The 24977-nt window shown below is 39.6% G+C and carries 27 protein-coding genes and 1 pseudogene; 13 read left to right on the top strand and 15 right to left on the bottom strand.

Features of this window, described 5'->3' with window-relative positions:
* Positions 1-248: 248 nt before the first annotated feature.
* Positions 249-524 (top strand): hypothetical protein, encoded by a 276-nt coding sequence (locus CSV79_RS16650; protein ID WP_143560585.1) that lies wholly within the window; start codon positions 249-251, stop codon positions 522-524.
* Between the two features lie 155 nt (positions 525-679).
* Positions 680-1084 carry a methylglyoxal synthase gene (mgsA, locus tag CSV79_RS13925; protein ID WP_099689672.1) on the top strand — a complete coding sequence of 135 codons (405 nt, stop codon included), beginning with the start codon at positions 680-682 and terminating at the stop codon, positions 1082-1084.
* A 57-nt stretch (positions 1085-1141) separates the two neighbouring features.
* Here mgsA and CSV79_RS13930 read toward each other — a convergent pair whose 3' ends face one another.
* From CSV79_RS13930 to CSV79_RS13945, 4 genes are all read right to left on the bottom strand, one after another.
* On the bottom strand, positions 1142-1927 hold the full coding sequence (locus tag CSV79_RS13930; protein ID WP_099689673.1) for an enoyl-CoA hydratase: 786 nt from the start codon (positions 1925-1927) through the stop codon (positions 1142-1144).
* A 251-nt stretch (positions 1928-2178) separates the two neighbouring features.
* The gene (locus CSV79_RS13935; protein ID WP_099689674.1) at positions 2179-3684 is read right to left on the bottom strand and encodes a coproporphyrinogen III oxidase; all 1506 of its coding nucleotides are present in this window, start codon (positions 3682-3684) and stop codon (positions 2179-2181) included.
* Between the two features lie 62 nt (positions 3685-3746).
* The gene (locus CSV79_RS13940) at positions 3747-4097 is read right to left on the bottom strand and encodes a YlbF/YmcA family competence regulator (protein ID WP_099689675.1); all 351 of its coding nucleotides are present in this window, start codon (positions 4095-4097) and stop codon (positions 3747-3749) included.
* A gap of 19 nt (positions 4098-4116) precedes the next feature.
* Positions 4117-5268 (bottom strand): DUF445 domain-containing protein, encoded by a 1152-nt coding sequence (locus CSV79_RS13945; protein WP_099689676.1) that lies wholly within the window; start codon positions 5266-5268, stop codon positions 4117-4119.
* A gap of 171 nt (positions 5269-5439) precedes the next feature.
* On the opposite strand from CSV79_RS13945, the gene CSV79_RS13950 reads away from it, so the two are divergent.
* Positions 5440-6219 (top strand): ABC transporter substrate-binding protein, encoded by a 780-nt coding sequence (locus CSV79_RS13950; RefSeq protein ID WP_099689677.1) that lies wholly within the window; start codon positions 5440-5442, stop codon positions 6217-6219.
* 1 nt (position 6220) lies between these two features.
* On the opposite strand, the gene CSV79_RS13955 is transcribed toward CSV79_RS13950, so the two are convergent.
* The gene (locus CSV79_RS13955; RefSeq protein ID WP_099689678.1) at positions 6221-6610 is read right to left on the bottom strand and encodes a ferritin-like domain-containing protein; all 390 of its coding nucleotides are present in this window, start codon (positions 6608-6610) and stop codon (positions 6221-6223) included.
* Positions 6611-6695: 85 nt separating this feature from the next.
* On the opposite strand from CSV79_RS13955, the gene CSV79_RS13960 reads away from it, so the two are divergent.
* From CSV79_RS13960 to CSV79_RS13980, 6 genes are all read left to right on the top strand, one after another.
* Complete coding sequence (locus CSV79_RS13960; protein ID WP_099689679.1) at positions 6696-6899, top strand: YheE family protein; 204 nt, start codon at positions 6696-6698, stop codon at positions 6897-6899.
* Positions 6900-6943: 44 nt separating this feature from the next.
* Positions 6944-7096, top strand: coding sequence for a hypothetical protein (locus CSV79_RS16870; protein WP_158232549.1), 153 nt, complete (start codon positions 6944-6946; stop codon positions 7094-7096).
* A gap of 352 nt (positions 7097-7448) precedes the next feature.
* Complete coding sequence (locus tag CSV79_RS13965) at positions 7449-8786, top strand: hemolysin family protein (RefSeq protein WP_199171930.1); 1338 nt, start codon at positions 7449-7451, stop codon at positions 8784-8786.
* A 62-nt stretch (positions 8787-8848) separates the two neighbouring features.
* On the top strand, positions 8849-9268 hold the full coding sequence (locus CSV79_RS13970; protein WP_099689681.1) for a disulfide oxidoreductase: 420 nt from the start codon (positions 8849-8851) through the stop codon (positions 9266-9268).
* 6 nt (positions 9269-9274) lie between these two features.
* On the top strand, positions 9275-9748 hold the full coding sequence (locus CSV79_RS13975) for a thioredoxin family protein (protein WP_099689682.1): 474 nt from the start codon (positions 9275-9277) through the stop codon (positions 9746-9748).
* A gap of 13 nt (positions 9749-9761) precedes the next feature.
* Positions 9762-10604: an RluA family pseudouridine synthase gene (locus CSV79_RS13980; protein ID WP_099689683.1), complete on the top strand. Its 843-nt coding sequence runs from the start codon at positions 9762-9764 to the stop codon at positions 10602-10604.
* A 51-nt stretch (positions 10605-10655) separates the two neighbouring features.
* On the opposite strand, the gene CSV79_RS13985 is transcribed toward CSV79_RS13980, so the two are convergent.
* A complete protein-coding gene (locus CSV79_RS13985) occupies positions 10656-11480 on the bottom strand; it encodes an aldo/keto reductase (RefSeq protein ID WP_099689684.1) in 825 nt (274 codons plus the stop codon).
* A gap of 169 nt (positions 11481-11649) precedes the next feature.
* Between CSV79_RS13985 and CSV79_RS17170 the strand changes: the two are divergent.
* Positions 11650-11832 (top strand): annotated as a pseudogene (locus CSV79_RS17170) (NCS2 family permease); the annotation flags it as partial.
* Between the two features lie 240 nt (positions 11833-12072).
* On the opposite strand, the gene trmL reads toward CSV79_RS17170, so the two are convergent.
* Positions 12073-12549 (bottom strand): tRNA (uridine(34)/cytosine(34)/5-carboxymethylaminomethyluridine(34)-2'-O)-methyltransferase TrmL, encoded by a 477-nt coding sequence (gene trmL, locus CSV79_RS13995; RefSeq protein ID WP_099689685.1) that lies wholly within the window; start codon positions 12547-12549, stop codon positions 12073-12075.
* Positions 12550-12566: 17 nt separating this feature from the next.
* Positions 12567-13700 (bottom strand): tRNA epoxyqueuosine(34) reductase QueG, encoded by a 1134-nt coding sequence (queG, locus tag CSV79_RS14000; protein WP_099689698.1) that lies wholly within the window; start codon positions 13698-13700, stop codon positions 12567-12569.
* A gap of 55 nt (positions 13701-13755) precedes the next feature.
* On the opposite strand from queG, the gene CSV79_RS14005 reads away from it, so the two are divergent.
* The 3 genes from CSV79_RS14005 (at position 13756) to CSV79_RS14015 (ending at position 16694) form a co-directional block, all read left to right on the top strand.
* Entirely contained in the window at positions 13756-14463 is a 708-nt protein-coding gene (locus CSV79_RS14005; protein WP_099689686.1) for a B3/B4 domain-containing protein, read from the top strand.
* On the top strand, positions 14433-14972 hold the full coding sequence (locus CSV79_RS14010; protein WP_143560586.1) for a hypothetical protein: 540 nt from the start codon (positions 14433-14435) through the stop codon (positions 14970-14972). Before CSV79_RS14005 ends, CSV79_RS14010 begins: the two co-directional genes overlap by 31 nt.
* Before the next feature lie 471 nt (positions 14973-15443).
* Positions 15444-16694, top strand: coding sequence for an amidohydrolase family protein (locus CSV79_RS14015; protein WP_099689688.1), 1251 nt, complete (start codon positions 15444-15446; stop codon positions 16692-16694).
* Positions 16695-16896: 202 nt separating this feature from the next.
* On the opposite strand, the gene arsC is transcribed toward CSV79_RS14015, so the two are convergent.
* The 7 genes from arsC to CSV79_RS14050 form a co-directional block, all read right to left on the bottom strand.
* Positions 16897-17316: an arsenate reductase (thioredoxin) gene (arsC, locus tag CSV79_RS14020; RefSeq protein WP_099689689.1), complete on the bottom strand. Its 420-nt coding sequence runs from the start codon at positions 17314-17316 to the stop codon at positions 16897-16899.
* Positions 17317-17340: 24 nt separating this feature from the next.
* Positions 17341-18639, bottom strand: coding sequence for an arsenic transporter (locus tag CSV79_RS14025; protein WP_099689690.1), 1299 nt, complete (start codon positions 18637-18639; stop codon positions 17341-17343).
* Positions 18640-18651: 12 nt separating this feature from the next.
* A complete protein-coding gene (locus CSV79_RS14030; RefSeq protein WP_099689691.1) occupies positions 18652-18999 on the bottom strand; it encodes an ArsR/SmtB family transcription factor in 348 nt (115 codons plus the stop codon).
* Between the two features lie 227 nt (positions 19000-19226).
* A complete protein-coding gene (locus CSV79_RS14035) occupies positions 19227-20891 on the bottom strand; it encodes an amidohydrolase (RefSeq protein ID WP_099689692.1) in 1665 nt (554 codons plus the stop codon).
* Positions 20892-21013: 122 nt separating this feature from the next.
* Complete coding sequence (locus CSV79_RS14040; RefSeq protein ID WP_099689693.1) at positions 21014-22561, bottom strand: ABC transporter substrate-binding protein; 1548 nt, start codon at positions 22559-22561, stop codon at positions 21014-21016.
* Positions 22562-22828: 267 nt separating this feature from the next.
* Complete coding sequence (locus tag CSV79_RS14045; RefSeq protein WP_099689694.1) at positions 22829-23812, bottom strand: ABC transporter ATP-binding protein; 984 nt, start codon at positions 23810-23812, stop codon at positions 22829-22831.
* 142 nt (positions 23813-23954) lie between these two features.
* Positions 23955-24953, bottom strand: coding sequence for an ABC transporter ATP-binding protein (locus CSV79_RS14050; RefSeq protein WP_099689695.1), 999 nt, complete (start codon positions 24951-24953; stop codon positions 23955-23957).
* Positions 24954-24977: the final 24 nt, after the last annotated feature.

The raw sequence follows: 24977 nt of genomic DNA on the forward strand, positions 1-24977 counted from the left end.
CCGTAGTGGGTACAATGATGAATTACTAGCTACATACAGAAGCGGATTGAAGTGGCTTGAACTTACCAAATTCCTTACTAACTTCAAAAAACTATGCCACACACTTCCCCTCACCAAACGAAGGCGCCTTACAAGCGGTAGGCGGAGCAATGAGACAGATAGGCGGTCTTCTGCGGGAGCCATCCGCCAGCGCCGTAGTGAGTACAATGATGAATTACTAGCTACATACAGAAGCGGATTGAAGTGCCTTGAACTTACCAAATTTCTTACTAACTTCAAAAAACTATGCCACACACTTCCCTTCACCAAACGAAGGCGCCTTACAAGCGGTAGGCGGAGCAATGAGACAGATAGGCGGTCTTCCTGTCTGGCTTATTGCGGGAGCCATCCGCCAGCGCCGAAGTGGGTACAGTGATGATTACTACACCATATATAGAAGTGTATTGATGTATTTAGAACTTATTGAATCGCTTACTAACTTCAAAGAACAACAAGCCTTACTCCCCCCACTTTTTAGGCAGTAAGGTCATAGCTTTCCTACAAGCCAAAAAACAAAAAGTAAGAAGATTAACCCCTTTTCTAGTGGAGTTCTTTTATTTAGCAGACAGAAAAGCGAGATTTTTCGCGCATTTTGTGATACGCTATCTTCGTCAAGAATTCGTAGAAGGAAGTGACTCGTGTGAACATTGCTTTAATTGCGCATGATGAAAAAAAGGCAGAATTAGTGAATTTCACAATTGCTTACGAACAAATATTTGCCAAGCACACTCTTTACGCTACGGGTACAACTGGTCAGCGAATCATGGAAGAGACTGAACTTTCCATTACGCGACTCATGTCTGGACCACTTGGCGGCGACCAACAAATTGGTGCAATGGTCGCTACCGAAAAGTTGGATTTAGTTTTATTCTTTCGTGATCCATTGACAGCTCAACCGCATGAACCCGATGTTAGTGCTTTACTTCGCTTATGTGATGTCTACGGCATTCCACTCGCAACCAACTTAGCTTCAGCTGAGCTATTACTTCGCGCAATTGAAAAAGGCTATTTCTCATGGAGAGAAACAGCCGCTAAATATCAATAATTGACTGTCAACAAAGGCAATACACATAGAATAGACGCGCATTCGCGCGTCTATTTTTTATCGTCCCGTAAAGATAGGTTTTCTCTTTTCGACAAATGCTTGAACCCCTTCTCTATGATCAGAGGTATTGCGCATCGCCGCTTGCGCCTCACTCTCAAGCTCTACTATTTTTTTTAATTCTTCCACACCAGCAGCATGTAAAATCTTTTTAGATGCCGCCATAGAAGCTGTAGGAGAATTCAAGATCAGTTGTGAACGTTGTTGCGCTGTATTCCAAGCCTCTCCATCCGCTACCACTTGATCAATTAGTCCAATCTGCATCGCGTGTTTGCCGTCTAGTACTTCACCTGACCAAATCAGTTGCTTCGCTCTTGATGCACCCACTCTCTGCTTCAAGAAGAAATGACCTCCACCGTCAGGAACTAAACCGATTCCTATAAAGTTCATCGCAATCTTACTCGACTCTTCCGCAATGACAACATCACAAGCAATCGCTATACTACAACCAAGACCTGCCGCTGCACCATGTACAGAAGCAATCGTAATTTGCGGCATGCTGTACATAGCTAAAGCGAGCCTCGATAAATCGACCATAATATCTTCCATCTTCATCGGTCCATTCGGGTCCAACATCGCTTTAACATTCCCTCCGGCAGAAAATGCACGACCTGCCCCATGAAATAGCACGACGTGAACAGATGTGTTTTTTTTCAAGTCATCGACAATATCCGCCAACTCTTTCATCATCACACCATCCATCGCATTCATCACATCAGGCCTATTAAATGTTACCGTTGCTAGTCTTCCATCAATTACTACTTCAATTTGTTTAGTCAAAATCAATTCCTCCCCCAAGATGAATGGTTATTCATTCATCATATTATACACAACTATGAGAGCGTTTGCATAACTTTCTACAAAATAGATAAATAAACTGAAGTGGATAGTCGACGCCGTTACTCTGCATTTCTGGCGGATGCGTTCTGTAGGGCCCGCGGTGAGCCATCTTTCGCTGCGCTCTTTGGTCAGCTTTCTTTACTATCTTTCAACTAGACTATGAAATCCCCAACCAGTTAAAATGGCGGGGATAGTTGTTATTTTATCGGATCAGTCGAATAAAACACCTCATCCAAATAAGCAATTTTACGATCGATAGATTCTTCAAAACCTAGAATATACGCTGCAGGTTCTTTCGGGTTATGGAATTGCGTCAGTTTACCTGTCGCTGGATCCATGAACTTACTGGATGCTCCACAACCCAATCCAATAATCGTCTGCGCTTCTTCCATGATCAAAATATTATAGAGACTCTCTTCACCAGGCTTTGCATAACCAACATTCTCAAGATTTCCTAAAATGTTTTTTTGACGGTATAAATAATATGGAATATAGCCGTTAGCTTTCGACCATTCTTCACCACGCGTCATCATCTGACCGACCGTCTTTCGATCCGCCACTTGATATTTATCTTTATTGCGTGTCATCTCAGATGCTCTTTTGAATGACAATGTATGGATCGTCAACGATTCCGGTTGCATCTTCTCCGTCTCCGCCAATGAATGCTCAAATTCAGCAAGTCCTTCATTTGGAAGTCCGATGATTAAATCCATATTAATATTGCGCATTCCTTGCTCCCGAGACAACCAATACTTATCAATCGTCTCCTGCACACTATGATGGCGGCCAATCGCTTTCAACGTTTCGTCTGTATACGATTGCGGATTAACACTAATTCGGTCAATTCCCCACTTTTTCAACACTTTCAACTTCGGAACTGTAATCGTATCGGGACGCCCCGCTTCAACTGTCACTTCCCGCACATGCTCCATATAAGGGAATGAATCGACCATCGTTTGATACAACGCATCCATTTCCTCTGCCTCAATCGATGTCGGTGTACCGCCTCCAAAATAAATTGTCGTAATGCGGATATCATGTTCTTTTAACCAACGACCAATCGCTCGCATTTCTTCATGCAAACCATCAAGGAAACTTTCTACTCGACCATTTTTTCGGTGAATTGCATACGCTGGAAACGTGCAGTACGCACATTTTGTCGGACAAAACGGAATACCAATATAAATGCTCACTTCTTGTTTTAACGTATACAAATCCGGCAACGCTTTCAGCTGAATATTAGCAATTTGTGCTATTAATTCGCTCTTACGCACCGATACACGGTGACGTTGCTGAAGTAATTGCTTTGCTTCATCCACTGAAAAACCGTCTTGCCGGTACATATGATACAGCTTCGTCGGGCGAATTCCTGTTAAGATTCCCCATTCTTGCTCCATACCTGTCGCTTGTTCGAGTACTTCAAGCAACACATGAGAATACATCCTCTTGCGTTGGCGAATAATTTCTCGTTCTTCAGTAGCTAATATTTCTTCCGTAAATTGCGCATCATACTGTTTACCATGCCAACGTAATTCCACTGACACACTCGGTAATTCCGTATCTTCCGTAAAACGAACATCTAGCGTTTCATCGTCCGTTAGTTCCGAAACAATTTTAGATTGCTCGAAAAATAAATTAGCTAAGTGCGTGAACAGCCGAATCCAATCTTGCGGAAACGGTTGATTTACATATAGTTGCTGCATTGTTCTCTCCTACTCTCCATCAGTTGAAAAAAACCGGCCGAGGCCGGTTTCAATTACTAGTTTTAGTTAAAGCTTTCATACAAGTCTTGTACAGGCTTCAATACTACACGGTTTACTTCTTCGATCAATTCGCTAAGTTTCATCTCAGCAGTTAGCATGGCCATGATTGTTGGATTTTCCTGAGCAAGTTGTGCTGTTTTCTGTGCATGTTCCAGCTCTTCTCCTGCAATTTCCTCTCCAGCCATTTGCTTTTGCTGCAAGTTCATTTGGATTTCACGGAAGCTTTCGAATAGTACGCGCGCTTCTTCATCCTCTTTCACTTCTGCCATCGCTGTTTTTACTGCCTGGTATTGATCTGTCTTACGTAATGTTGATTCTAATTTATTCATATCATCATAAATATTTACTGTCATGTGTTATTTCCCCCTAAAGTTAAGTTAAAGTAAGTGCTATTATTCCTTGCACGATTCCGATCACGCCGCCAAGTAGTGCGCCAAGAACCGTAATCATCTTAAACTCTCTGCGTGAAATCCCTAGTACTAAGTCTTCCAACACAGCTACCGGGAACGTATCTACCTGTTCTTTCACCAGTTCATCGAGTTTTAGTTTCCTTAATGACTCATCGAGTTTCGACTCTGCTTGTTCAAATAAAAATCCAACCACTTTCGGTGTCACATGTGCCGCCGTCCAATCGGATCCTTGTGGCCAGTAATGGGCAAGGCTATGATCTAGCCTCTCTCTAAGGGCCAATTGCTCTAGTGCATACTTTCTCACAGAACTAAACACCGTTTCCCAATCAAATCCAGCAGTTAGTTGTTCCATCGGTTGTTGCTGAATATTTCGCCATTCTTTCCAGATTAGCTTATCCAGCAAATCCTTTGTTCCAGGCGCATTGACAAAGCGTATCGCTTCTCGTTGAATTTTCCCAACAAGCGAGTCTGACTCACCGAAAAACATATTGATCATACCGCCAAAGGTCCCTTTCGAATGAAGGAAATCATCAATCAACTTCTGAAACGTCTGTCTACCTTCTTCGGAATCGATGAATTGCTCCGCGCGACCTAAGACAAAACTTGTAGCAAAAGGGATCCTTTCTTCCACTTGCTGTTGCCAACGCAATGGCATTACATCAGCCACTGTCCCCGTTGTCACTTTTGATTTCATTTCGTACATTTGTTGCTCAATCAATGTGACCAATCGCTCTTCCAGTTGTTCAGGAAGTTGTGTCGCACCTGCGATCCCGAGCCAGTCATATAATGTCTTGTCCGATTGCAGAACGTATTCGTCCATTTTCTCCTGAATAAATGTCTCCACACGCTTTTCCATTGCAGGTGTCAGCATCTTTTTACGAAACAAGTCAGGTGTCAGCAAATAATTTGTCACGGTCTTGCCGAGTTGTCTCGCTAGTTCATTCCGCCGTTTCGGTATCAATCCAGGCGTAAACGGTAGGCGGGTATTTCCAATATACTTTGCTTCATGTGGTCTAAAAAGCATTTTAATCGCCAAGTGATTCGTCACTCCACCGATTAACGCGCCTATAATCGCCATGAACAAAATGGTTAACACTATATTCAATCGCTTCACCTTATTTCACTTGGTCTTCGTTCCAATTATAACAAAAACCAGCTGAATGAAAAGGAATTCGAGGCGAGGATTTTTGACTTTACAATTGATCCGCATTCAGGTACGTTTCGAGTAGAGCTTATAGCTTACACTTATTCAGTTAGTGAAAATTCTTAGGAGGTCATCCTGTCATTGAAAAAAGAACTTACAGACCATTTAGGACGCACCGTCGTCTATGATTTCCCACCGAAACGAATCATTTGTTTATGCCCAGGCATTACAGAAACTTTATTCGCCATTGGACTTGAAGACGAGATCGTCGGCAGAACACGTTATTGCATTTATCCGGAAGCCGCAAAAAAAGTTCCGGCCGTTGCTGGAACGAAAGATCTGCATCTAGAAAAAATTCACGCAGTCAAACCTGATTTAATCATTATGGAAAAAGAAGAAAATACAGAAGAAATGGTCGAAACGCTTGCTGCTCACTATCCAGTCTTTGTAGCAGAAGTCCAGACCATTGACGATGCGTACCGGATGATTACAGATATGGGTTACTTAACTGATCGTCAGAAAGAAGCAGATGCACTAACTGCAGAGATTAAAGAAGCATTTGCACACTTACCAGCGCTACCTGCTGCCCGAGTAGCGTATGTTATTTGGAAAAAGCCTTATATGGTTGCAGGAAAAGACACTTATATCAATACGCTACTACAAACCATTGGATTCGTCACACCATTTGCGGACGTAACTGATCGCTACCCTGTCTTAACGGAAGAACAATTTAAAGAAGCGAAGTTAGATATCGTCTTGCTTGCATCCGAGCCGTATCCATTTAAAGAAAAGCAGCAACAACAATTCCAAGAAATGTTGCCCAATTCAACTATACAATTGATAGACGGAGAAATGTTTTGGTACGGCGCGCGCATGCTAAAAGGAGCACGCTATTTAAAGACTTTTGATTTCGGCGTCTAATTCAAGTTCCATTAAAAATCGTTGACATCCGTATTGCATGCTCCATCTCATCATGTAACGCAATGAATATAGGATCATATCCTTGATCGAATGGAACCGTTAACAGCATTTCCTTATACTGCTCTACTGCTTCCAATTCAGCGACCAAGGCGTTTTTCGCACATTCTTTCAAATTAGTGCACGGTGCCATTTTTTTAGGATTTGGTACATAACTACCCGTAATCATATAATGAAGCTGTTGAAACATTTCATAATGACTTTTTTCATCTTCATACGCATGACGTATAAATTCCTGCCATAACGGATCATTCGTCAGCTGGTACATCGACTTATAATAAAAATAAGATTTGTACTCGTCTTCAATCGCATTTTTTAGTTGAGCAACAAACACGCACTCATCCTTTCACTGTCTTTTGGTCAGTTTATGAAATCGGTACAACTTATATCACTATACATACAAAAAAGGAGTGAACAAGATGTTACAACATTTCAGTTACAAAAAAATGTTTGCAAATACAGACCTACCTGGTTGGACCGTTTCTTTTTATTATCGAAACAAACACTATACAGCCGATTACCACAAAGACGGCTCCATTCAATGGACAAGCACCATACCAACAGACGAATCAAATGTACAACAAATGGTACACGACCTCATGACTTTCCATGTCTATGAATGATTATTCCCCTAATAGACCATCCTTGTAATAGAGGAGGTGCTGTTATGGGTAAAGAACAATCAAAAGGCAAACAGCAACTAGAAAAACAACGCATGCAAGTACAGAACCAAAAGACCGAAAACGTCTTCGAGGACAAAAGCCGTGTCCCTAATGAACAAAACGCCTTCAAAGAAACACAACCTCGATATGGTGAGTGAAGAAGGAAACCGTTCCGGTAGGGTTCGTTCGGGAAGGCCAGCGGGTGAGTCGTCGCCTCGCACTTCTCTTCACTGGTGTTTTCATCTTTAGTTAGTAAGGGGTATTTGGGCTTTGGTTTTAGTTTGTTATTTTGAATTGTAAAAAATCCGAAAGAACCTCCTACACTTGGAGGTTCTTTTTCTCTAAATCGAATATTCCAGACAAACCTTTCTTCATTTTTCCATAATCAATAAGCAATCAGAATTGTATTTTCTTCATAAATAAATTATTATAAAAGATAACTAACTTTACATTACAGGAGGTGTATGCTTTGTTCTTTTCCCTCATTCGGGTTAAGCACAAAGCCATTATTTGGACATTGCCATACGATTGGCAGCATTTGCTGCCTTGATCGCACTCACCGCTTTTTTTGTCGCGTGTGAATTTGCAATCGTGAAAGTCCGGTCATCGCGTCTAGACCAGCTGATTTCAGAAGGAAACAAACGCGCCGTTCTTTCAAAAAAAATTGCCGATAATTTAGATGAATACTTATCCGCCTGCCAGCTCGGGATTACCATTACCGCACTTGGCCTAGGTATGCTCGGAGAACCCACTGTAAAACTCATGATGGCTCCCGTCTTTAATTATCTTGCCTTGGATGCAAACGTGGAAACGATTCTTTCCTTCACTGTTGCTTTGGCGATTGTAACCTATCTCCATGTGGTCGTTGGAGAACTTGCGCCAAAGACTATTGCTTTACACAAAGCAGAAGAACTATCGTTATCTCTATCGATACCTTTGAACCTATTCTACCGTTTAATGTATCCGATTATTAAAGGTATGAACGTATCGGCACGTCTTGTCACGCGATTGCTAGGCTTCAAATCAATTTCCGAATTAGAAGTAGCACACACCGAAGAAGAACTACGAATTATTTTGTCTGATAGTTTACGAAGTGGAGAAATTAATCAGGCAGAATACAAATACGTCAACCGGATCTTTGAGTTTGATGACCGGGTGGCAAAAGAAATAATGTTGCCCCGTACGGAAATGATGACTGTGGACAAAGAAATGACATTATCAGAAGTGTTCGATATGATGGATGTGGAGCAATATACACGTTATCCGATTACTGACGGTGATAAGGACCATGTTATTGGCCTTGTAAACATGAAGCATTTATTGACTGCATACATCAAAGATCCCACGAATGGTAGCAAATCGGTACTCGACTATATGCAACCCATTATCCGTGTAATTGAAACAATTCCGATTGGGGACTTACTATTGAAAATCCAAAGAGAACGTATCCATATGGCCGTTCTGCTGGATGAATACGGTGGAACATCTGGTCTTGTGACGATTGAAGATATTTTAGAAGAAATTGTTGGAGAGATTCGCGATGAATTTGATTTAGATGAATTACCTGAACTGCAAAAGATTGGTACCGACCATTATATTTTAGATGCAAAAATGCTCATTGAAAATGTCAATGAAGCGCTCGATATCGAAATCTTAGAAGAAGATATCGATACGATCGGCGGTTGGTTTATGGATCAACGCTTTGAAGCAGTTCCAGGAGAAAAAATTATCGAACAAGGCTATGAGTTTACTGTCAGCGAAGTAGATGGACATCATATCCTCTACTTAGAAACAAAAAAGCAACCTCCTCTATTGCAATCTGAAGTAGATGCTAATCTGTCTCATTAGAGCTTTCCCATTTAAGTAGGGAGAGCTTTTATCATGCTAAGCTAAGAGTGGAGAGATGATCTATGAATAAAAAACAAGAAAATTTGCTACTTTTCATCTGGACAGTTGCTCTAACCGCCACACTCGGCTCACTTTACTATTCAGAAATTAAAGGATACATACCGTGTACGATGTGTTGGTATCAAAGAATCTTCATGTATCCGATTGTCTTGATTGGTATCATTGCATTGATTCAAAAAAATGCTAAGGTCGCTTTAACAACCGCTACTTTTTCCTTCATCGGTGGCTGTATTGCACTTTATCATTATGGCATTCAAAAACTGCCTGCTTTACAGGAAAATGCGCCTACATGTGGTGGTGTTTCATGTACAGGCCAATATGTGAATTATTTTAGCTTTGTTACGATTCCTTTACTCGCTTTCGTAGCGTTCGCTTTCATTTTCATTGCAAGTCTTGTACTGTTAAAAGATACAAAGGAGTGACACATATTGAAAAAACTATTAACTATCGCTGGAGTTATTGTCGTGATCTTTATTTTGATCGTTGTACTCAATAATAAATCCAATGAAACAAAATTGGCTGACAATCCGTATGGAACAGAAAACTTGAAGCAATCTACTATTGATCTACTAGGGAACGAGAACTATAAGAATATCGCTACACCAGATGAAATTTTCAAGAAAATCGAAAGTGGCGATCCAACGACCGTGTATTACTTCAGTCCTGAATGTCCATATTGTATGGAAATGACACCGCGTCTTATGCCGATTGCAGAACAACATGATGTACATATTTATCAATATAATATGCTCGAATTCGAAAGTAAGTTGAAGAGAGAATATGATGTGACAGGCTGGCCTGCATTGGTTCACTACAAAGACGGTAAAGAACAAGGTCGAATCGTCGGCGCACATCCGAATGATCAGATCGAAGCGTTTTTCGATGAATTCGAAAGCGAATGAGGAGAGTAACTAGATGACAAGTTTTCATTACACAACGAGTAAACCTGGCGAAACAGTTGAACTGCTTCTAAGAGAACAATGGCAAGGCGGTAAAAAAACCGTTCACCAAATGCGTATGGATAAAAGTGTTACGGACGCAGACGGTCAACCGATTGAATGGAAAGAACCTTTACCAGAAGGCACGTTACTAACATTCAGTTTTTCTGATGCGCAGTCTTCTTATAGACCTGAAACCTTAACAAAATTACGTGTCATTTGGGAAGATGAGCATGTACTTGCGGTTTATAAACCAGCAGGCGTATCCGTTCATCCAGAACATGCACCTGGCACGGGCACATTAATGAATGAGGTAATGGGCTATATAACGAAAAATGGCGGAACTTACGCTGAGCACGTTCATCGTCTGGATCAACATACAGCTGGGTTGTTAGTAATCGCTAAACACCCAATCGCTAAAACGATGTTCGATCGAATGTTTGAACAAAATCGTATCGATCGTTTCTATACGGCAGAACTAGAAGGTAGATTACTGAAACCACGTGGCACGATTAATATGCCAATTGGAAAAGATCGCTACCATGCGACTAGACGTAGAGTCTCCCCTTCAGGCCAATCAGCAGTTACTCATTTCAAAGTGCTAGATCGCTTAGCAAATTCTACATTAGTTGAAGCACAACTTGAGACTGGTCGTACCCACCAACTTCGTGTACACTTCTCTCACTTAGGACATCCAGTTGTCGGAGATCAGCTATATGGCAGTGAAACCATCGCTAGAGGTCCTTATAAATTAGTTGCTTCTAAAATAGCATTTGAACATCCAATTACAGGCGAGTCTATCGTGTTGGAAACAGAATAATACGCAAAACCGCTGCACAGGCCAATGGACTGTACAGCGGTTTTTTACTACTTAGTATGTATCAGGATTTGTTCCCGTGCGTTCATTGCGATTCATCGCATCAATCATAGCCATTTCACTCGCAGATAATTGAAAATCTGCTACTTCACTATTTTCTTTCACTCGTGTTATTGTAGAAGATTTTGGTATCACGATTAGATGATGTTGAATATGCCAGCGCACGATGACTTGCATGATTGTTTTATTATGTGCATTGGCAATCGCCAACAACGTAGGATCCTCTAACAATTTCCCTCTAGCTAACGGACTCCAAGACGTCACAGCAATTTGGTGTTCACTACAAAATTGTCTCAAAGGCTCTTGTGTTAACAAAGGATGTATTTCTACTTGATTGACCATTGGACGAATATTCGCCACCGCAAATAGCTCCATCAAATGAGATTCATGATGATTGGAAACCCCCGTCGCACGTATTAACTTCTCATCATACAACCGCTCAATGGCACGATACGTATCGATATAACTACCACTTACCGGCCAATGCGTCAAATATAAATCCAAATAATTCATATCTAGCGCCGTCAATGAACGCTCAAATGCACGAAGTGTTTCGTCATATCCTTGCTCATCATTCCAGACCTTCGAAGTAACAAATAAATCTTCACGCACAACACCCGAATTTCGTATCGCCTCTCCCACTTCTTTTTCATTTCCGTAAATAGAAGCTGTATCAATAGCACGATAACCTAGTGAAACCGCTTTCTCCACCACTTGAATCGTTTCCTCTGGTTCTGTCATTTTATATGTTCCTAAACCGAACTGCGGCATCTGTACACCGTTGCTCAACGGAATCATATGTTCAAAAACTGTCGACATGAAATTCCTCCTCCAAATACTCTTATGGCTAATTGTACATTATTTTCCTAGCAAATCGAATACTTTTTAAGTATAACAGGTTGATTTCTATCTGATAATCGAGCAAATTCCCGAAAACTTAAATTATGGAATTACAGCGGGGTATCATATTATTCATCACATTTCTTGATTTCCTGCATTTCTTGTCATTCTGACGATGCTGTTCACTTCTAGTGGCGCGACAGGTATTGCGCCAGGCTTTATTATGTACCCATTACTTAAGATAACAAAGGGACAACGTAAGTAAGTCCCTATCCTCCTTTATATTTTCGCAATTTTATTTACCTATCAACTACTATTTTTACCGCGGTAAGATTTGTTAAGAACCTGTCACAAAGTATGTCTAAGAACATTTCATTTTTACTGCTTATACGGTATACTGTGTGAAGGACTACTGATTTTACAGGAGGTACAAACAATGAGATTAATTCTAATCATGGCTGTTTGTGTAGCGTTCTTCACTGCAATTTTCACTGGTGGATACGAAGACAAACCAGGTCAATCAAGAAAATAAGCACATAAAAGGGACAGGCTCTATGCCGGTCCCTTTTTATTATGTTAAATGAGCAAACTTTTGCTGTCTCAATGCTTCATAAATTAGGATCGCTGCGGTATTAGATAGGTTAAGCGAACGAATATGTTCATCATTCATCGGAATCCGTAGACATGTCTCTTTGTACTTAGCTATAATTTCCTTAGGCAAGCCGGTCGTTTCTTTACCGAAGACAAAGAAAATATCTTTATCTGTATCCGAATAATCAAATGACTCATAGCTCGTCTCTCCAAATTTTGTGATGAAATAAAACACACCTTCTGGATAACTATCCAAAAACTCTTGAATCCCATCATGATACGTAATCTGTACATGCTCCCAATAATCCAATCCAGCCCGCTTCAACATCTTATCCTCAGTCGAGAAACCTAACGGACGTATTAAATGAAGCGCCGTATCAGTGCCTGCGCAAGTACGCGCAATATTACCGGTATTGGCTGGAATTTGTGGTTCAAATAAAGCTACATGAATAGTCATTTCTTTACTACCTTCTCTCAGTTATTAAGGTGCACTATCGCACGTTCTATTTCGATTGATACAGTTACCTCTTGATCAACTGCAGAACCTTCTACTAGACCTTCTGCAGCTTCAGTAGTTCCAATCTGCCCAAGCGCCCAAGCAGCTGTACCTCTCATCATAGGTCGTGGATCTTCTTTAAGAATTCTCGTCAATTCTGGTATAGCTGACTCCTCTTTAAAATGCGCCAACGCAATTACAGCATTACGTTGAATAGGATTTTTCCCACGCCATGAACCCGACATATGCCCGAACTGCTCTTTAAACTGTCGATTGGATAACGACAGCAACGACAGCAAAAGGGGCTTCACTCGTTCAGGTTCCGGTGTAAAGGCTAGTTGGTGCGTATGATTCACACCTTTATTTTTCGGACATACCGTTTGACAGGTGTCACAGCCGTATACTCGATTACCAATCCTATGCCTGAACTCTTCCGGTATCGGGTGTTTCGTCTGTGTCAAAAATGCAATACAACGCTGGGCATTTAGTTGTCCCGGTTGCACTAGCGCACCTGTAGGGCACACATCAAGACATAGCGTACAATCTAAACACTGATCTTCCATCGGTTCATCTGGAGCAAATGGCAAATTCGTAATCATCTCCCCAAGGTAGACGTACGATCCGAACTCTGGCGTAATAATCGAGCAATTTTTAGCTGACCAGCCAATTCCTGCACGTTCAGCAACTGCCCGGTCCACAAGTTCCCCTGTATCCACCATCGAACGAAGCCTAGCGTCAGGTACTTTAGTCAGAATGAAGAACTCCAACTGGGCAAGTTTATCTCGCAGCACCGTATGATAATCTTCACCCCATGAAGCTCTACAAAACATGCCCCGGCGTTGTCCTTTTTTCCCCCTTGGACTATTCGCCATTTTCGATGGATATGCCACCGCAATCGAGATGATACTTTCCGCTTGATCCAGCAATAAAAGTGGTTCCGTTCGTTTTTCCACGTCCGATTCTTCAAAACCAGATTGATAATTCAGTTGCTGTTGTTGTTTCAAACGATCTTTCAGTTTTGTAAACGGGGCTGCTGTCGTAAAACCTATTTTGTCTATTCCAATGGACGTAGCAAACGCTCGTACTTCATCTTGCAGCTGAGCGACATTCACCATCCCCCGCCTCCCTTATGATAAGATGGAGTAAAATTACAAATAGGTGATTCTAATGCAACTTACTATCCATCCTTCTATATTTGCAAAAATTCCAGACTTTAAATTAGGTTTACTCTATTATAACAAAACAACAGTCTCTGCATCACCTCAGATGCTAAAAGGTCGTCTTCAATTATTTCAGGAGCAACTGTATTTCGAGCTTCTAGACAAAGACCTTACAGATTTCCCTGGACTAACAGAATGGCAAACTGTCGTTCAATCTCTCGGTGCAGACCCTCTTACTTCTCCATCCACTCTAGAGACACGGATGCAAGAAATCAAGGAACATAACTATACACCTTCTTTTCATAGTGCCGAAGATTTAAACACATTCTTCTCACTGCAATATGAACTTCCATCAGTCGCCTATGACCTAGATAAGATTGTAGGAAACATCGAACTTACCGTTGGAACTACTGAGGATGGTTATATGGGCTTGAACAATAAATACAACACCTTCACCAACCTTTTATTGCTCAGCGATGATTATAGCCCTTTTGGAAGCCCTCATATCGATTCTATGCGCACAGCCGTCACAGAAGAAAGTGAAAATGTTCTGCAAGTTCTATTTATTCATCCTTCATTAGACATGAGCTCTGCTTTTCAACTAACTAAGTCATGTGGTAAAATGTTCACCAGCATCAATGGTGGTGATTTTCGATCATCTGTCCTTCATGCACATAAAACTTCATGCACTATAGAAAAAGAGGTGGAACAGTGAAGATCACATTAGCTGAAGGTATCAAACTAAAAAGTATACTTTCCAAACAAATTCGGGAATTAGAAGCAGAAGCACATCGCGTTGCTTTTGCCACTATTGAAAAAGGTATGGTACTTCCACAACTTGCTAGAACTTTACAGGACGTAGAAGTTGAAATGGAACGTGTTAGAGTTGATCAGCGTAGACTTGATTTACTAATTTATGTAGCAAATAGTACGCACACTGTGGATTTCGATGGACAGCCGCTTGCGCTAGTTGAGGCAATCGAACTTGCGATTCAATTACGGGCGAAAGTAGAATTTTATAAGCAACTATCTTCATCTCCTAAGGAAGAAGTGCAATTCGGTTATTCTGAAGCGAATCCCCTTTATCGTATAGCTTTATTTGATCCGGAGGTCTATCGCCAAAAAGCGCAACAAGCCGAAAAGTCAGCCCATCAACTATCCAATCGTATTAACACAAAAAACTATACAGTCGTACTAGATTTCGATGGATCTGCATACTTTTAAACCTCAGGAAGGTGAGACTCCTTTCTGAGGTAGGATGAGAAACACGAACTTACAATTAGAACAACCCAATTACTCGTTACCTCTCACACCTTGACCAATGACCACTAACCATCCATGGCTATGGCAATGTACCTTACGAGCAATATCCTTTCTTGTTTCTCTTCTGCTACACGCTACCTATCCATTTGATAGGTAGCGTGTTTCTTTTTTCCGGTATAACAGAAAACTGGCTGAGACAATATTTAATCAAATGGAAATCAATCGTCTACCAAGAAAGTACCTTATGTACCTTATGTACTTTACTCACTGTCAAGTTTCCCTAACTTTATTCAGTAATTATTATGGCTGATTTTTTAATTGTCGTCTCTTTTTGATTTTATAGTAATAATTATTATTTGTCTTTTATAACTGTTATAGTAATTAATATGGCTAATGAATTATATTAGTATGAGTAAAGGAGTCATGTATTTTATGAAAAAGTTTATTAATGCAAATATATATGGAGACCCAGAATCCTATGAATTTTTAGTGGATAACGGTCAGTTTATAGCAATTGGTAATGATTTGAACAATGCAGATGAAGTGATTGATTTAAAGGGATGTTTGGTGTTGCCACCTTATGTTGACCCTCATTTACACTTAGACTATATCTTTTCAGGTTTAGGTGAAGGAAATGCCAATGTTTCGGGTACATTATTTGAAGGTATACAGCGTTGGAGTGATAATAAAAAGTCATTGACTGAAGAAATGGTACGTGAACGTGCAATTAAAGGAATTCAAAAAGAATTGAGTAAAGGGGTTCAATTTATTCGTACGCATGTAGATATTACTGATCCGAATTTAACTGGGATGAAAGCTTTAATTAAACTGCGCGAAGAATTGAAAGATATCGTTACATTACAAATTGTAGCATTTCCTCAAGAAGGATTCTTTAGATACAAAGGTGCCGAACATTTAATGGAAGACGCACTTAAAATGGGCGCTGACGTAGCAGGAGGAATCCCTCACTTTGAAATTTCATATGAACACGGTGTTGAATCATTGAAAAGGATTGTCAACATGGCAATAACATATAATGTGATGATTGATATTCACTGTGATGAAAACGATGATCCTAATAGTCGATTTTTGGAAGTATTAAATGCGCTTGTTATGGAAAAAAACTATGGTGAATACACAACGGCAAGTCATACATGTAGCTTCGGTTCAGTAGATAACAGTTATGCAAATAAAATGTTAGGTTTATTTAAAGAGTCAAAAATTAACTTTATTTCTTGCCCAACTGAAAATGCACACTTACAAGGTCGTGGCGACAGTTATCCTAAACGACGAGGCTTAACACGAGTAAAAGAGTTGTTGAATAATGGAAATAACGTCGCGTTTGCCCAAGATTCAATTGCGGATTACTGGTATCCACTAGGCAATGGAAATATGATGAATATTTTGGACAATGGTATCCATCTAGCACATTACACACATATTGATGAAATCAATAAAGCATTCAACCTAATCACTTACCATGGGGCAAATATTATGAGAGTTAACGACGAGTATGGTATTGAAGTCGGCAAACCAGCTAACTTTATCGTTTTAGATGCACAAGATCCTTATGAAGCAATTCGTGAGCGTGCAGAGGTACTTGTTTCCATGAGGAATGGGAAATATCTTTTTAGCCGTGAACCACGAAAAAATGAAATAGAAATAGATTTCTTAAAACAATAAGTGGATTCCATAATTAATTCTAAAATGCTTATTCTCCTCAACACATCTGTTGAGGAGAATTTTTTGTATACTTATATAATTTGCGGTTTAGAAACAGATGTATACGATGATATAGCGAGGGGCATTCCATTGATAACTGGAACACTATCCTTCTTTGTTTTCTTAAAGGATTACCGTGGTAGGAACTCACGGCTTGTTTTTCTTATTCCCCTGTTTTAGCAAAATGTTTGATCCTTGCCCCAATTTCATCGCGCACACGTTGGAAGAATTTCCATTTTTCTTCATCTGTTCCTTCTGCTTTTGCAGGGTCATCAAATCCCCAATGCTCACGTTTAATATGAACTGGTGTTACCGGACACTTATCAGCAGCATCCCCGCAAAGCGTAACAATAAAGTCTGCATTATGTAAGATTTGTGGATCAATCAAATCCGAAGTTTGATTAGAAATATCGACGCCTGCCTCCTTCATCACCTTAACAGCATTTGGATTGACCCCGTGCGCTTCAATTCCAGCACTGAGAACTTGCCATTCTTCACCAAGATACTTTTTCCCCCAGCCTTCAGCCATTTGGCTACGGCATGAGTTACCCGTACATAAGAAGTATAGTATTTTTTTCGACATAATGAAAATCCCCTTTTTCATGAATTATTGTAAGAATGACAGCCATACATACAGTCCAATTAGTGTAATCAAAAGTGTAGGAACCGTTAGGATAATTCCGATTTTAAAATAACTACCCCAAGATATCTTCACACCTTTTTGAGATAAAACATGTAGCCATAATAAAGTGGCTAAAGAACCGATTGGTGTTATTTTGGGACCTAAATCCGATCCAATAATATTTGCATAAATCAAAGCCTCACGAATAGAACCTGTCGTAGTCGTTTCGGAAATTGCTAACGCGTTAATCATCACCGTAGGCATATTATTCATGAGTGATGACAATATCGCAGCAATAAAGCCCATTGAAATCGTTGCAACAAAGAGTCCTTGATTGGCTGCCAATTGAATGACATCGCCCAATACACTTGTTAAACCGACATTACGCAATCCGTAGACAACAACGTACATCCCAACAGAGAAAAATACGATGGCCCAAGGCGCCCCTTTAAGTACTTGCTTCGTGTGAACAGCTGGACTTCTTTGTGCCATGGCCATAAAGAATATTGCTGTAAGCCCAGCAATAATAGATACAGGCAATCCCGTAAGTCCACTAGAGAAATACCCTACAAGTAATACGCTTAAGATTACCCAGGCTAGTCGGAACAACTTAATATCTTTGATAGCATCCTTCGGTTCTTTTAAATCTGATACGTCATAGTCTTTAGGAATACTTTTACGGAAGAATAACAACAACACTAAAATACTCGCTACTAATGCAAATAAGTTCGGCACAATCATTCGAGATGCATATTCAACAAAGCCAATACCAAAAAAGTCTGCCGAAACAATATTCACTAAGTTACTTACGACCAATGGTAATGAAGTGGTGTCAGCTATAAATCCGCTGGCAATAATAAATGGAAAAATCATCTTTTCATTGAAATTCAAATTCCGTACCATTGCAAGAACAATTGGCGTAAGTATTAAAGCAGCCCCATCGTTTGCGAACAAAGCAGCAACGACTGCACCTAGAAGACTGACATAAATAAACATGCGAATACCGCTGCCTTTAGCTAATCTAGCCATATGTAGTGCAGACCACTCGAAGAATCCAATTTCATCTAAGATTAATGAAATGATTATGATAGCGATGAATGCGAGCGTAGCATTCCATACAATTCCTGTGACATCTATAACGTCCTGAAAATTAACTACCCCTACTAATAAAGCAACTATTGCACCTATACAAGCAGACCATCCAATCGATAAGTTTCTAGGCTGCCAAATGACAAATATGAGTGTGATTATGAAAATCAATGATGCGGTAATAACAGAAACCAACGTACTTCCTCCTTATTGACAACAAACTCGAAGCCCTTGTTCTTCTAGTTCTGCAATTGATTCATTCTGTTCTGGGAGATGTTCAAGGATACTTTGAATAAACGGGTAATTTTCATGATTTTCATTAATCGAGAAGAAAATCCATTGTCCCCTCCGTTCTTCTTTAACTAACTTAATATCTCTAAGTTTACGCAAGTGCTGGCTAATCGCCGGCTGACTCATTTTAAAAATCTCAACAAATTCACATACACAACATTCATGTGACTTGAGTAACTTCAACATCGTTAAACGTGTTGGATCTCCTAGCAATTTTAATAGTTGTGATGCTCGCTGCAGATCAATCGTTACGGTTGTATTCATCTTTCATCCCTCCTCTCCACTAACAGTTTATAATTATATGCTTATATACGCAAGTGAGTCTATTGTTTTTTATGAAATTCCACTGAATAACTTACTCTCGTTATCATAGAAAAACACCTTTACATTGAATTCATAAGGTTCTATACCTTATTTTCAACGCAAGGTGTTTTTATTTGTCTTATTTTTCAGGCTAGCGCCAAAGTTAATTTACCTGATATCTGTTTTCCTTAAGTAGTTGCTATTTTTTGCTGGCCATATACGGGTAAACCATCTATAAATGTAGAAAGGACTTTTATGTCTTTTATATCTTTTGGATCGATGTTCGTTGGATCTTCTTCAAGCACTGTAAAATCTGCACGCTTTCCTACTTCTATACTTCCAGAATTTTGTTCGTCAAAGTTTAATATCGCACCATATATCGTCATTGATTTCAAGGCAGTGATAACATCACATCGTTGTTCGGGACCCAATACTCGTCCTTCTCTCGTGATTCGGTTTACAGCTACCCATACTGAAAATAATGGTGAAATCGGTGTAACAGGACAATCGGAATGTAAAGTGAATAATAGATCACGGTCTATTGCGTCTTTCAGCGGACTGATACGTCTGGCTCTATCTGGACCAAGATATAGACGTTCATGCCTGTCCCCCCAATAGTAGACGTGATTAATAAAGAATGACCCAGCCACTTGAAGGTTCTTCATTCTGTCCAAATCCTCTGTCGTTGCAGTCTGAAGGTGTTCAATTCGATGACGATGATCTACGGTTGGATGTTTAGTTAACGCGTACTCATATGCATCCAAAATTGATCCAATTGCACGATCTCCATTCCCGTGCGTTGTTATTCTGAATCCTCGTTTGTGCAGAGCAAGTATATCTTCTTGGAAAGTACCCTGATCATGAATTAGATTGCCGGTAATGCTAGGTTCATTATTATAAGGTTTCCTCAAAGCTCCCGTCATTCCTTGTATTGAGCCATCCTGAAAAAACTTTGCGCTATCTAATTTAACACGACCTTTAGAACGTTCTTCTAATTCTTGATTTAACCTTTCAGCAGAATATCCACCGAAAAGCTGACCTTCTTTTAAATTGTCATAGCTGACCATTAGCCGAGTATGCATCGGATTGACGCCTTGCACGGCCGCCTCGATGTGCGCCTCAATTTCCTTCAAACCAAAATTCGCACCCGCATTCGCATCACTGTTTGTTGTAATTCCTTGAGCCAAATAATCTTTTGAGGCGCTCCCTAATGCCGAAACCATTTGTTCTTTCGTCGGTTCAGGAATATGTTTCCTAACAAGCTTCATAGCATTGGGTTCATAGAGCACACCATTTAGTCGGCCATTAGAATCTCTTCCCAGATGACCTCCCTTGGGATCGGAAGAGTCATCTGTTAAATTTGCCAATTGAAGCGCTTGCGAATTAGCGACCCCTAAATGACCGGAGATATGCCGAATGAAAACGGGATGATTGGGAGATACTTTATCCAAATCGTCCCTTGTTGGATGACGATGATCTTCGAGTAACGTATCATCATAACCGTATCCTTCTATCCATGCTCCCTTTGAGGCCTTTTTCACATAGCAATCAATCAACTCTACTATATCCGCAATCGCGCGATTAGGCGGTGTGCTACAGTTCACTTTATCCTTCATAAGACCGTAGGAAAGAATATGATTATGCGTGTCTATAAACCCCGGAAGTAATGTAGCGCCTGCTAGATCAATAACTTCCGTACTAGATGTAACATTCACTTCACTGGTTGGTGGTCTATTTTCAGGCCATATGCCACTAATACGACCATCCTTCACCGCCAGTGACCTGGCACGTTTATTTTGCTTATCAAGCGTCAAAATATTCGCATTTATAATAATTAGCTCAACTGTATTCATATTATAAAATCCCCTTTTAGAGTATAACTGATTTTTTAAATGCAATTAACTCAGTGCTTTTCAAAAGCTAATAGACTGCACATATTCTTAGAAACACGCTTAGAATAATCATCACCAACCAGTTATTCTTTTGTAACGTTCCATAAGACTGGTCCTTGGAAAAACTTGAAGCCAGAAATCTCTTTACTCGTAATTTGAGGTCGCTTTATATCACCATACTTTACGGCAGGTAGATACTCCCAGTTTTTCTCTTGTATCTTCGTGAATATTTCCTTCGCCTCTTCTGGTGTAGGAGCAACAATCATTTCATCAATCAATTTATCAATCTCTGGATCATTCGTCCATCCTGGGAATTTATATCTAGAATCGAGATATTGAATTTGCGTAGGGTCTGTTGGTGTAAGGAAAACCATCATATAAATATCGTACGCGTTCTCATCGGTTCTTTTTTCTAATAACGTTGGCCAATCATATACTTCTAGATCTACTTTCATTCCGATTTCTTCGAGTTTCTGCTGAAGAACGACCGCAGCTTGATAGTGATCCTCATAATCACGTGTAGCAATTATACGGATAGTTTCACCATTATATCCTGCTTCTTTTAATAACTTCTTCGCAGCCTCCGGATCATAAGCGTTATACTTATCTTTTCCTCCGTCATTATGCCATACAGGATAACTTTCAGACATTAAACCGTGTTCTAAAGCATAATACTCATCACTTGTATAAGCAGCTATCATAACCTCTTCTTTATTAACTGCTAAATTCACGGCTTCCCTAGCCCGCTGATCAGCAAACAATCCTTTACTCTTATTAAATACACTCGTTAAAAATGATGCAGGTTGTAGATGTAGTTCTAAATTTGGATCATTCTTTAATTGCTCAATATTATCAGTTAGAATTTGAGTAGATAAATCATACTCTCCTGTTTGAATTCCAGCTGCACGAGTAGATGCATCCTTAACAATATGGAAGTATATGTTATCAACCAAAGGTTCTCTTTTTCCTACTAGTCCACTAGCTTCACCAGAAGGTGATTTATAATCTTCATTTTTACTTAATTTAATATGTTGATCCTGCTTCCACTCAACAAATTTAAATGGACCTGTTCCAATATACTCTTTAACACCAGTAGCTGTATCGGCCGCCTCAATTATTTCTTTAGGCATAATTGCACCAAAATTACTACTCATAGCTAAAATATATTGCACAATTGTTAAAGGTTTGTCCATACGTAGAATCACCGTATTTTCATCCTCTTTTACAAATTCAGAATTTGATAAGTATGCAATTGCTTTACCATTTAATCCTCTCCAACGTTCCATTGAAGCAACAACATCGTCTGCTGTCATTACTTTACCATTGTGAAATTTAATATCCTTACGTAAGTGAAAAGTGATATTTTTACCGTCTTCACTGATGTCATAGGATTCCGCTAACAATGGTGCAACTTCATTGTTTTCATTAAATGCGAGAAGCTGCTCAAATATATGACGACTTACATCTGTGGTAGTAGCCGTATTTGAAATATGCGGATCAATCGAATTTGGCTGAGCATTATAACCTATATTCAGTGTGCTTTCACCATTTTCATTTCCACCATCTCCATTATCATTTGAACAACCTGCTATGATAATGACCAATAACAAACTTATCAATATTCTATACATAATGATTCACCCCTACCCTTTTCTAAAACAATTTTTAGACTGAATAACACATTTGCTTCAAGGAAATCGCAAATATAAACGTAACATCTTTTAAAGCGTTCTTTCATAACTGATACATTACTTTTCATGTCCTAAACTTAAAAACACCTCCTCTTTTTCTTGTCTTTCGCCTTGAAATCCAATATATGTCACAATATTCCAAGTCTACAATTTCTTTAATGACAAATTGTTTATAATAATACTTCATTATTAGTGAGAAAACTATATTTATTCGTATAAATGACAAGCTACAGTGTGCCCCGGAGCGACTTTTGTCAGCTGTGGTACTTCCACCTTACATCGGTCCATTGCATGCGGACATCTTGTGTGAAAAACGCATCCAGAAGGAAGATTTGTTGGCGATGGAACATCACCGTTTATAATAATGCGTGTTTTTTTCACAGTTGGGTTCGGTATAGGTACCGCTGATAATAATGCCTGACTATACGGATGTAGCGGGTTTTTAAATAGCTCATCTGTAGTCGCTAACTCTACTATGTTCCCTAAATACATAACGCCAATTCGATGGGCGATATGACGAACTACGCTTAGATCATGAGCGATAAATAAATACGATTGCTTGAACTCTTCTTGTAATTCTTGTAATAAGTTAATTACTTGAGATTGTATCGAAACATCCAATGCGGATACAGGTTCATCGCAAATAATGATTTTCGGATTAACCGCCATTGCTCTTGCCAATCCAATACGTTGTCTTTGACCTCCTGAAAATTCATGAGGATACCGGTAATATTGGTCCGCCCGTAAACCTACTTTATTAAGTAAGTCCATTGCTATTTCTGTTCTCTCATTTTTCGTTCCGATATTTTGAATCTTCATTGGTTCCTCGATGCTGAAACCAATTCTCTTCTTAGGATTCAATGAAGAATGTGGATCCTGAAAAACCATTTGTAGATCTTTTCTAACTGATAAGAACTTTTTATCATCAAACTTGAAAATGTTTTGCCCCTTATACAACGCTTCTCCTGCTGTTGGTTCAGTTAAACGTAAGATTGTTCTACCCATTGTACTTTTTCCACAACCAGACTCTCCAACAATCCCTAATGTCTCTTTTTCATACAATTCAAAAGTTACGTTATTAACTGCCTTAACATGGCTAACCGTTTTCCCAAAACTATTATTAATAGGGAAATATTTTTGTAAACCTTTTATTTGTAGAAGAGGTTTCTCTTTTTCATACGGCTGTAACATCTTTGATTACCTCCCTCTGTAAGTATTGATATATCAACGGTTTAAACCGTTGTAAAGTTGTCAGTAAATATTTCGACACGCTAATTTTCCTTCAGATTTTATTTAACAATAGGCATTTTGTGACCTAGTCTCCAATAATCTTTTAACAGGAAAGTTCCTTTTGCATAATCTTTTCATAATGCCAGCATCTAACTTTTTGGTTTTTGTTTACGTTTTCCAAAGTAGGACTTTCACTCAGACAAAGTTCATCTGCAAACGAGCATCGTGGTGCGAAACGGCAGCCCTTTGGAACCTCGTATAATGATGGAACTATCCCTTCGATAACGTGTAATTTTTGTGAGCGGTCACCATCGAGCTGTGGAATTGATTGAAGCAAGCCTCTCGTATAAGGATGAAGCGGACGTGAAAACAGCTCTTCGACATCACTCTCTTCAATTACTTGACCAAGGTACATAACGACCACACGCTGACATACCTCAGCGACTACACCAAGATCGTGTGTAATCATAATTACACCCATATTCATTTCATCTCTCAAGTCATTGATAAGGTCCAAAATTTGTGCTTGAATCGTTACATCTAAAGCAGTTGTCGGCTCATCCGCTATTAACAAATTAGGCTTACATGCTAATGCGATCGCAATTAATACCCTTTGTCTCATCCCACCAGATATTTCATGCGGGTATTCGTGAATTCTTTTTTCTGGCGAAGGAATGCCTGTTAAGCGCAACATTTCTTCCGCTCTTTTATAGGCCTCTTTTCTTTTAAGTTTTTGGTGAAGTATAATTACTTCCGCAATTTGATGGCCAATGGTTTGACTTGGATTAAGAGAGGTCATAGGATCTTGAAATATCATTGATACTTTATTCCCTCGAATGTTACGCATTTCTTTGTTATCGAGATGTAATAAGTTTTCCCCTTCAAAAAGAACTTCACCCTCGTACTTAGTGGAACGTTCATTTAATAATCGCATTATTGATTCGGAAGTAACACTTTTTCCACATCCAGATTCCCCTACAATTCCTAAAACCTCTCCCGCCTTGACAATAAATGTAACATCATCTACTGCTGTGATCGGACCTTTCTCAGTAGAGAAAGTAGTTTTCAAATTATTTACCTCTAGTAAATGAGTACTTGACATCGTAAACCCTCCTTAGATCTAACT

This window comes from Sporosarcina sp. P13, assembly GCF_002743055.1.
GTDB lineage: Bacteria > Bacillota > Bacilli > Bacillales_A > Planococcaceae > Sporosarcina.

Bases quoted from the DNA above. Each gene is read 5' to 3' on its own strand.
- CSV79_RS13935 (WP_099689674.1), bottom strand. From the start codon at position 3,684: ATGCAGCAACTATATGTAAATCAACCGTTTCCGCAAGATTGGATTCGG.
- CSV79_RS13940 (WP_099689675.1), bottom strand. From the start codon at position 4,097: ATGACAGTAAATATTTATGATGATATGAATAAATTAGAATCAACATTA.
- CSV79_RS13960 (WP_099689679.1), top strand. From the start codon at position 6,696: ATGTTACAACATTTCAGTTACAAAAAAATGTTTGCAAATACAGACCTA.
- CSV79_RS16870 (WP_158232549.1), top strand. From the start codon at position 6,944: ATGGGTAAAGAACAATCAAAAGGCAAACAGCAACTAGAAAAACAACGC.
- CSV79_RS13970 (WP_099689681.1), top strand. From the start codon at position 8,849: ATGAATAAAAAACAAGAAAATTTGCTACTTTTCATCTGGACAGTTGCT.
- CSV79_RS13980 (WP_099689683.1), top strand. From the start codon at position 9,762: ATGACAAGTTTTCATTACACAACGAGTAAACCTGGCGAAACAGTTGAA.
- CSV79_RS13985 (WP_099689684.1), bottom strand. From the start codon at position 11,480: ATGTCGACAGTTTTTGAACATATGATTCCGTTGAGCAACGGTGTACAG.
- trmL (WP_099689685.1), bottom strand. From the start codon at position 12,549: ATGACTATTCATGTAGCTTTATTTGAACCACAAATTCCAGCCAATACC.
- CSV79_RS14005 (WP_099689686.1), top strand. From the start codon at position 13,756: ATGCAACTTACTATCCATCCTTCTATATTTGCAAAAATTCCAGACTTT.
- CSV79_RS14010 (WP_143560586.1), top strand. From the start codon at position 14,433: ATGCACTATAGAAAAAGAGGTGGAACAGTGAAGATCACATTAGCTGAA.
- CSV79_RS14015 (WP_099689688.1), top strand. From the start codon at position 15,444: ATGAAAAAGTTTATTAATGCAAATATATATGGAGACCCAGAATCCTAT.
- arsC (WP_099689689.1), bottom strand. From the start codon at position 17,316: ATGTCGAAAAAAATACTATACTTCTTATGTACGGGTAACTCATGCCGT.
- CSV79_RS14030 (WP_099689691.1), bottom strand. From the start codon at position 18,999: ATGAATACAACCGTAACGATTGATCTGCAGCGAGCATCACAACTATTA.
- CSV79_RS14035 (WP_099689692.1), bottom strand. From the start codon at position 20,891: ATGAATACAGTTGAGCTAATTATTATAAATGCGAATATTTTGACGCTT.
- CSV79_RS14040 (WP_099689693.1), bottom strand. From the start codon at position 22,561: ATGTATAGAATATTGATAAGTTTGTTATTGGTCATTATCATAGCAGGT.
- CSV79_RS14045 (WP_099689694.1), bottom strand. From the start codon at position 23,812: ATGTTACAGCCGTATGAAAAAGAGAAACCTCTTCTACAAATAAAAGGT.
- CSV79_RS14050 (WP_099689695.1), bottom strand. From the start codon at position 24,953: ATGTCAAGTACTCATTTACTAGAGGTAAATAATTTGAAAACTACTTTC.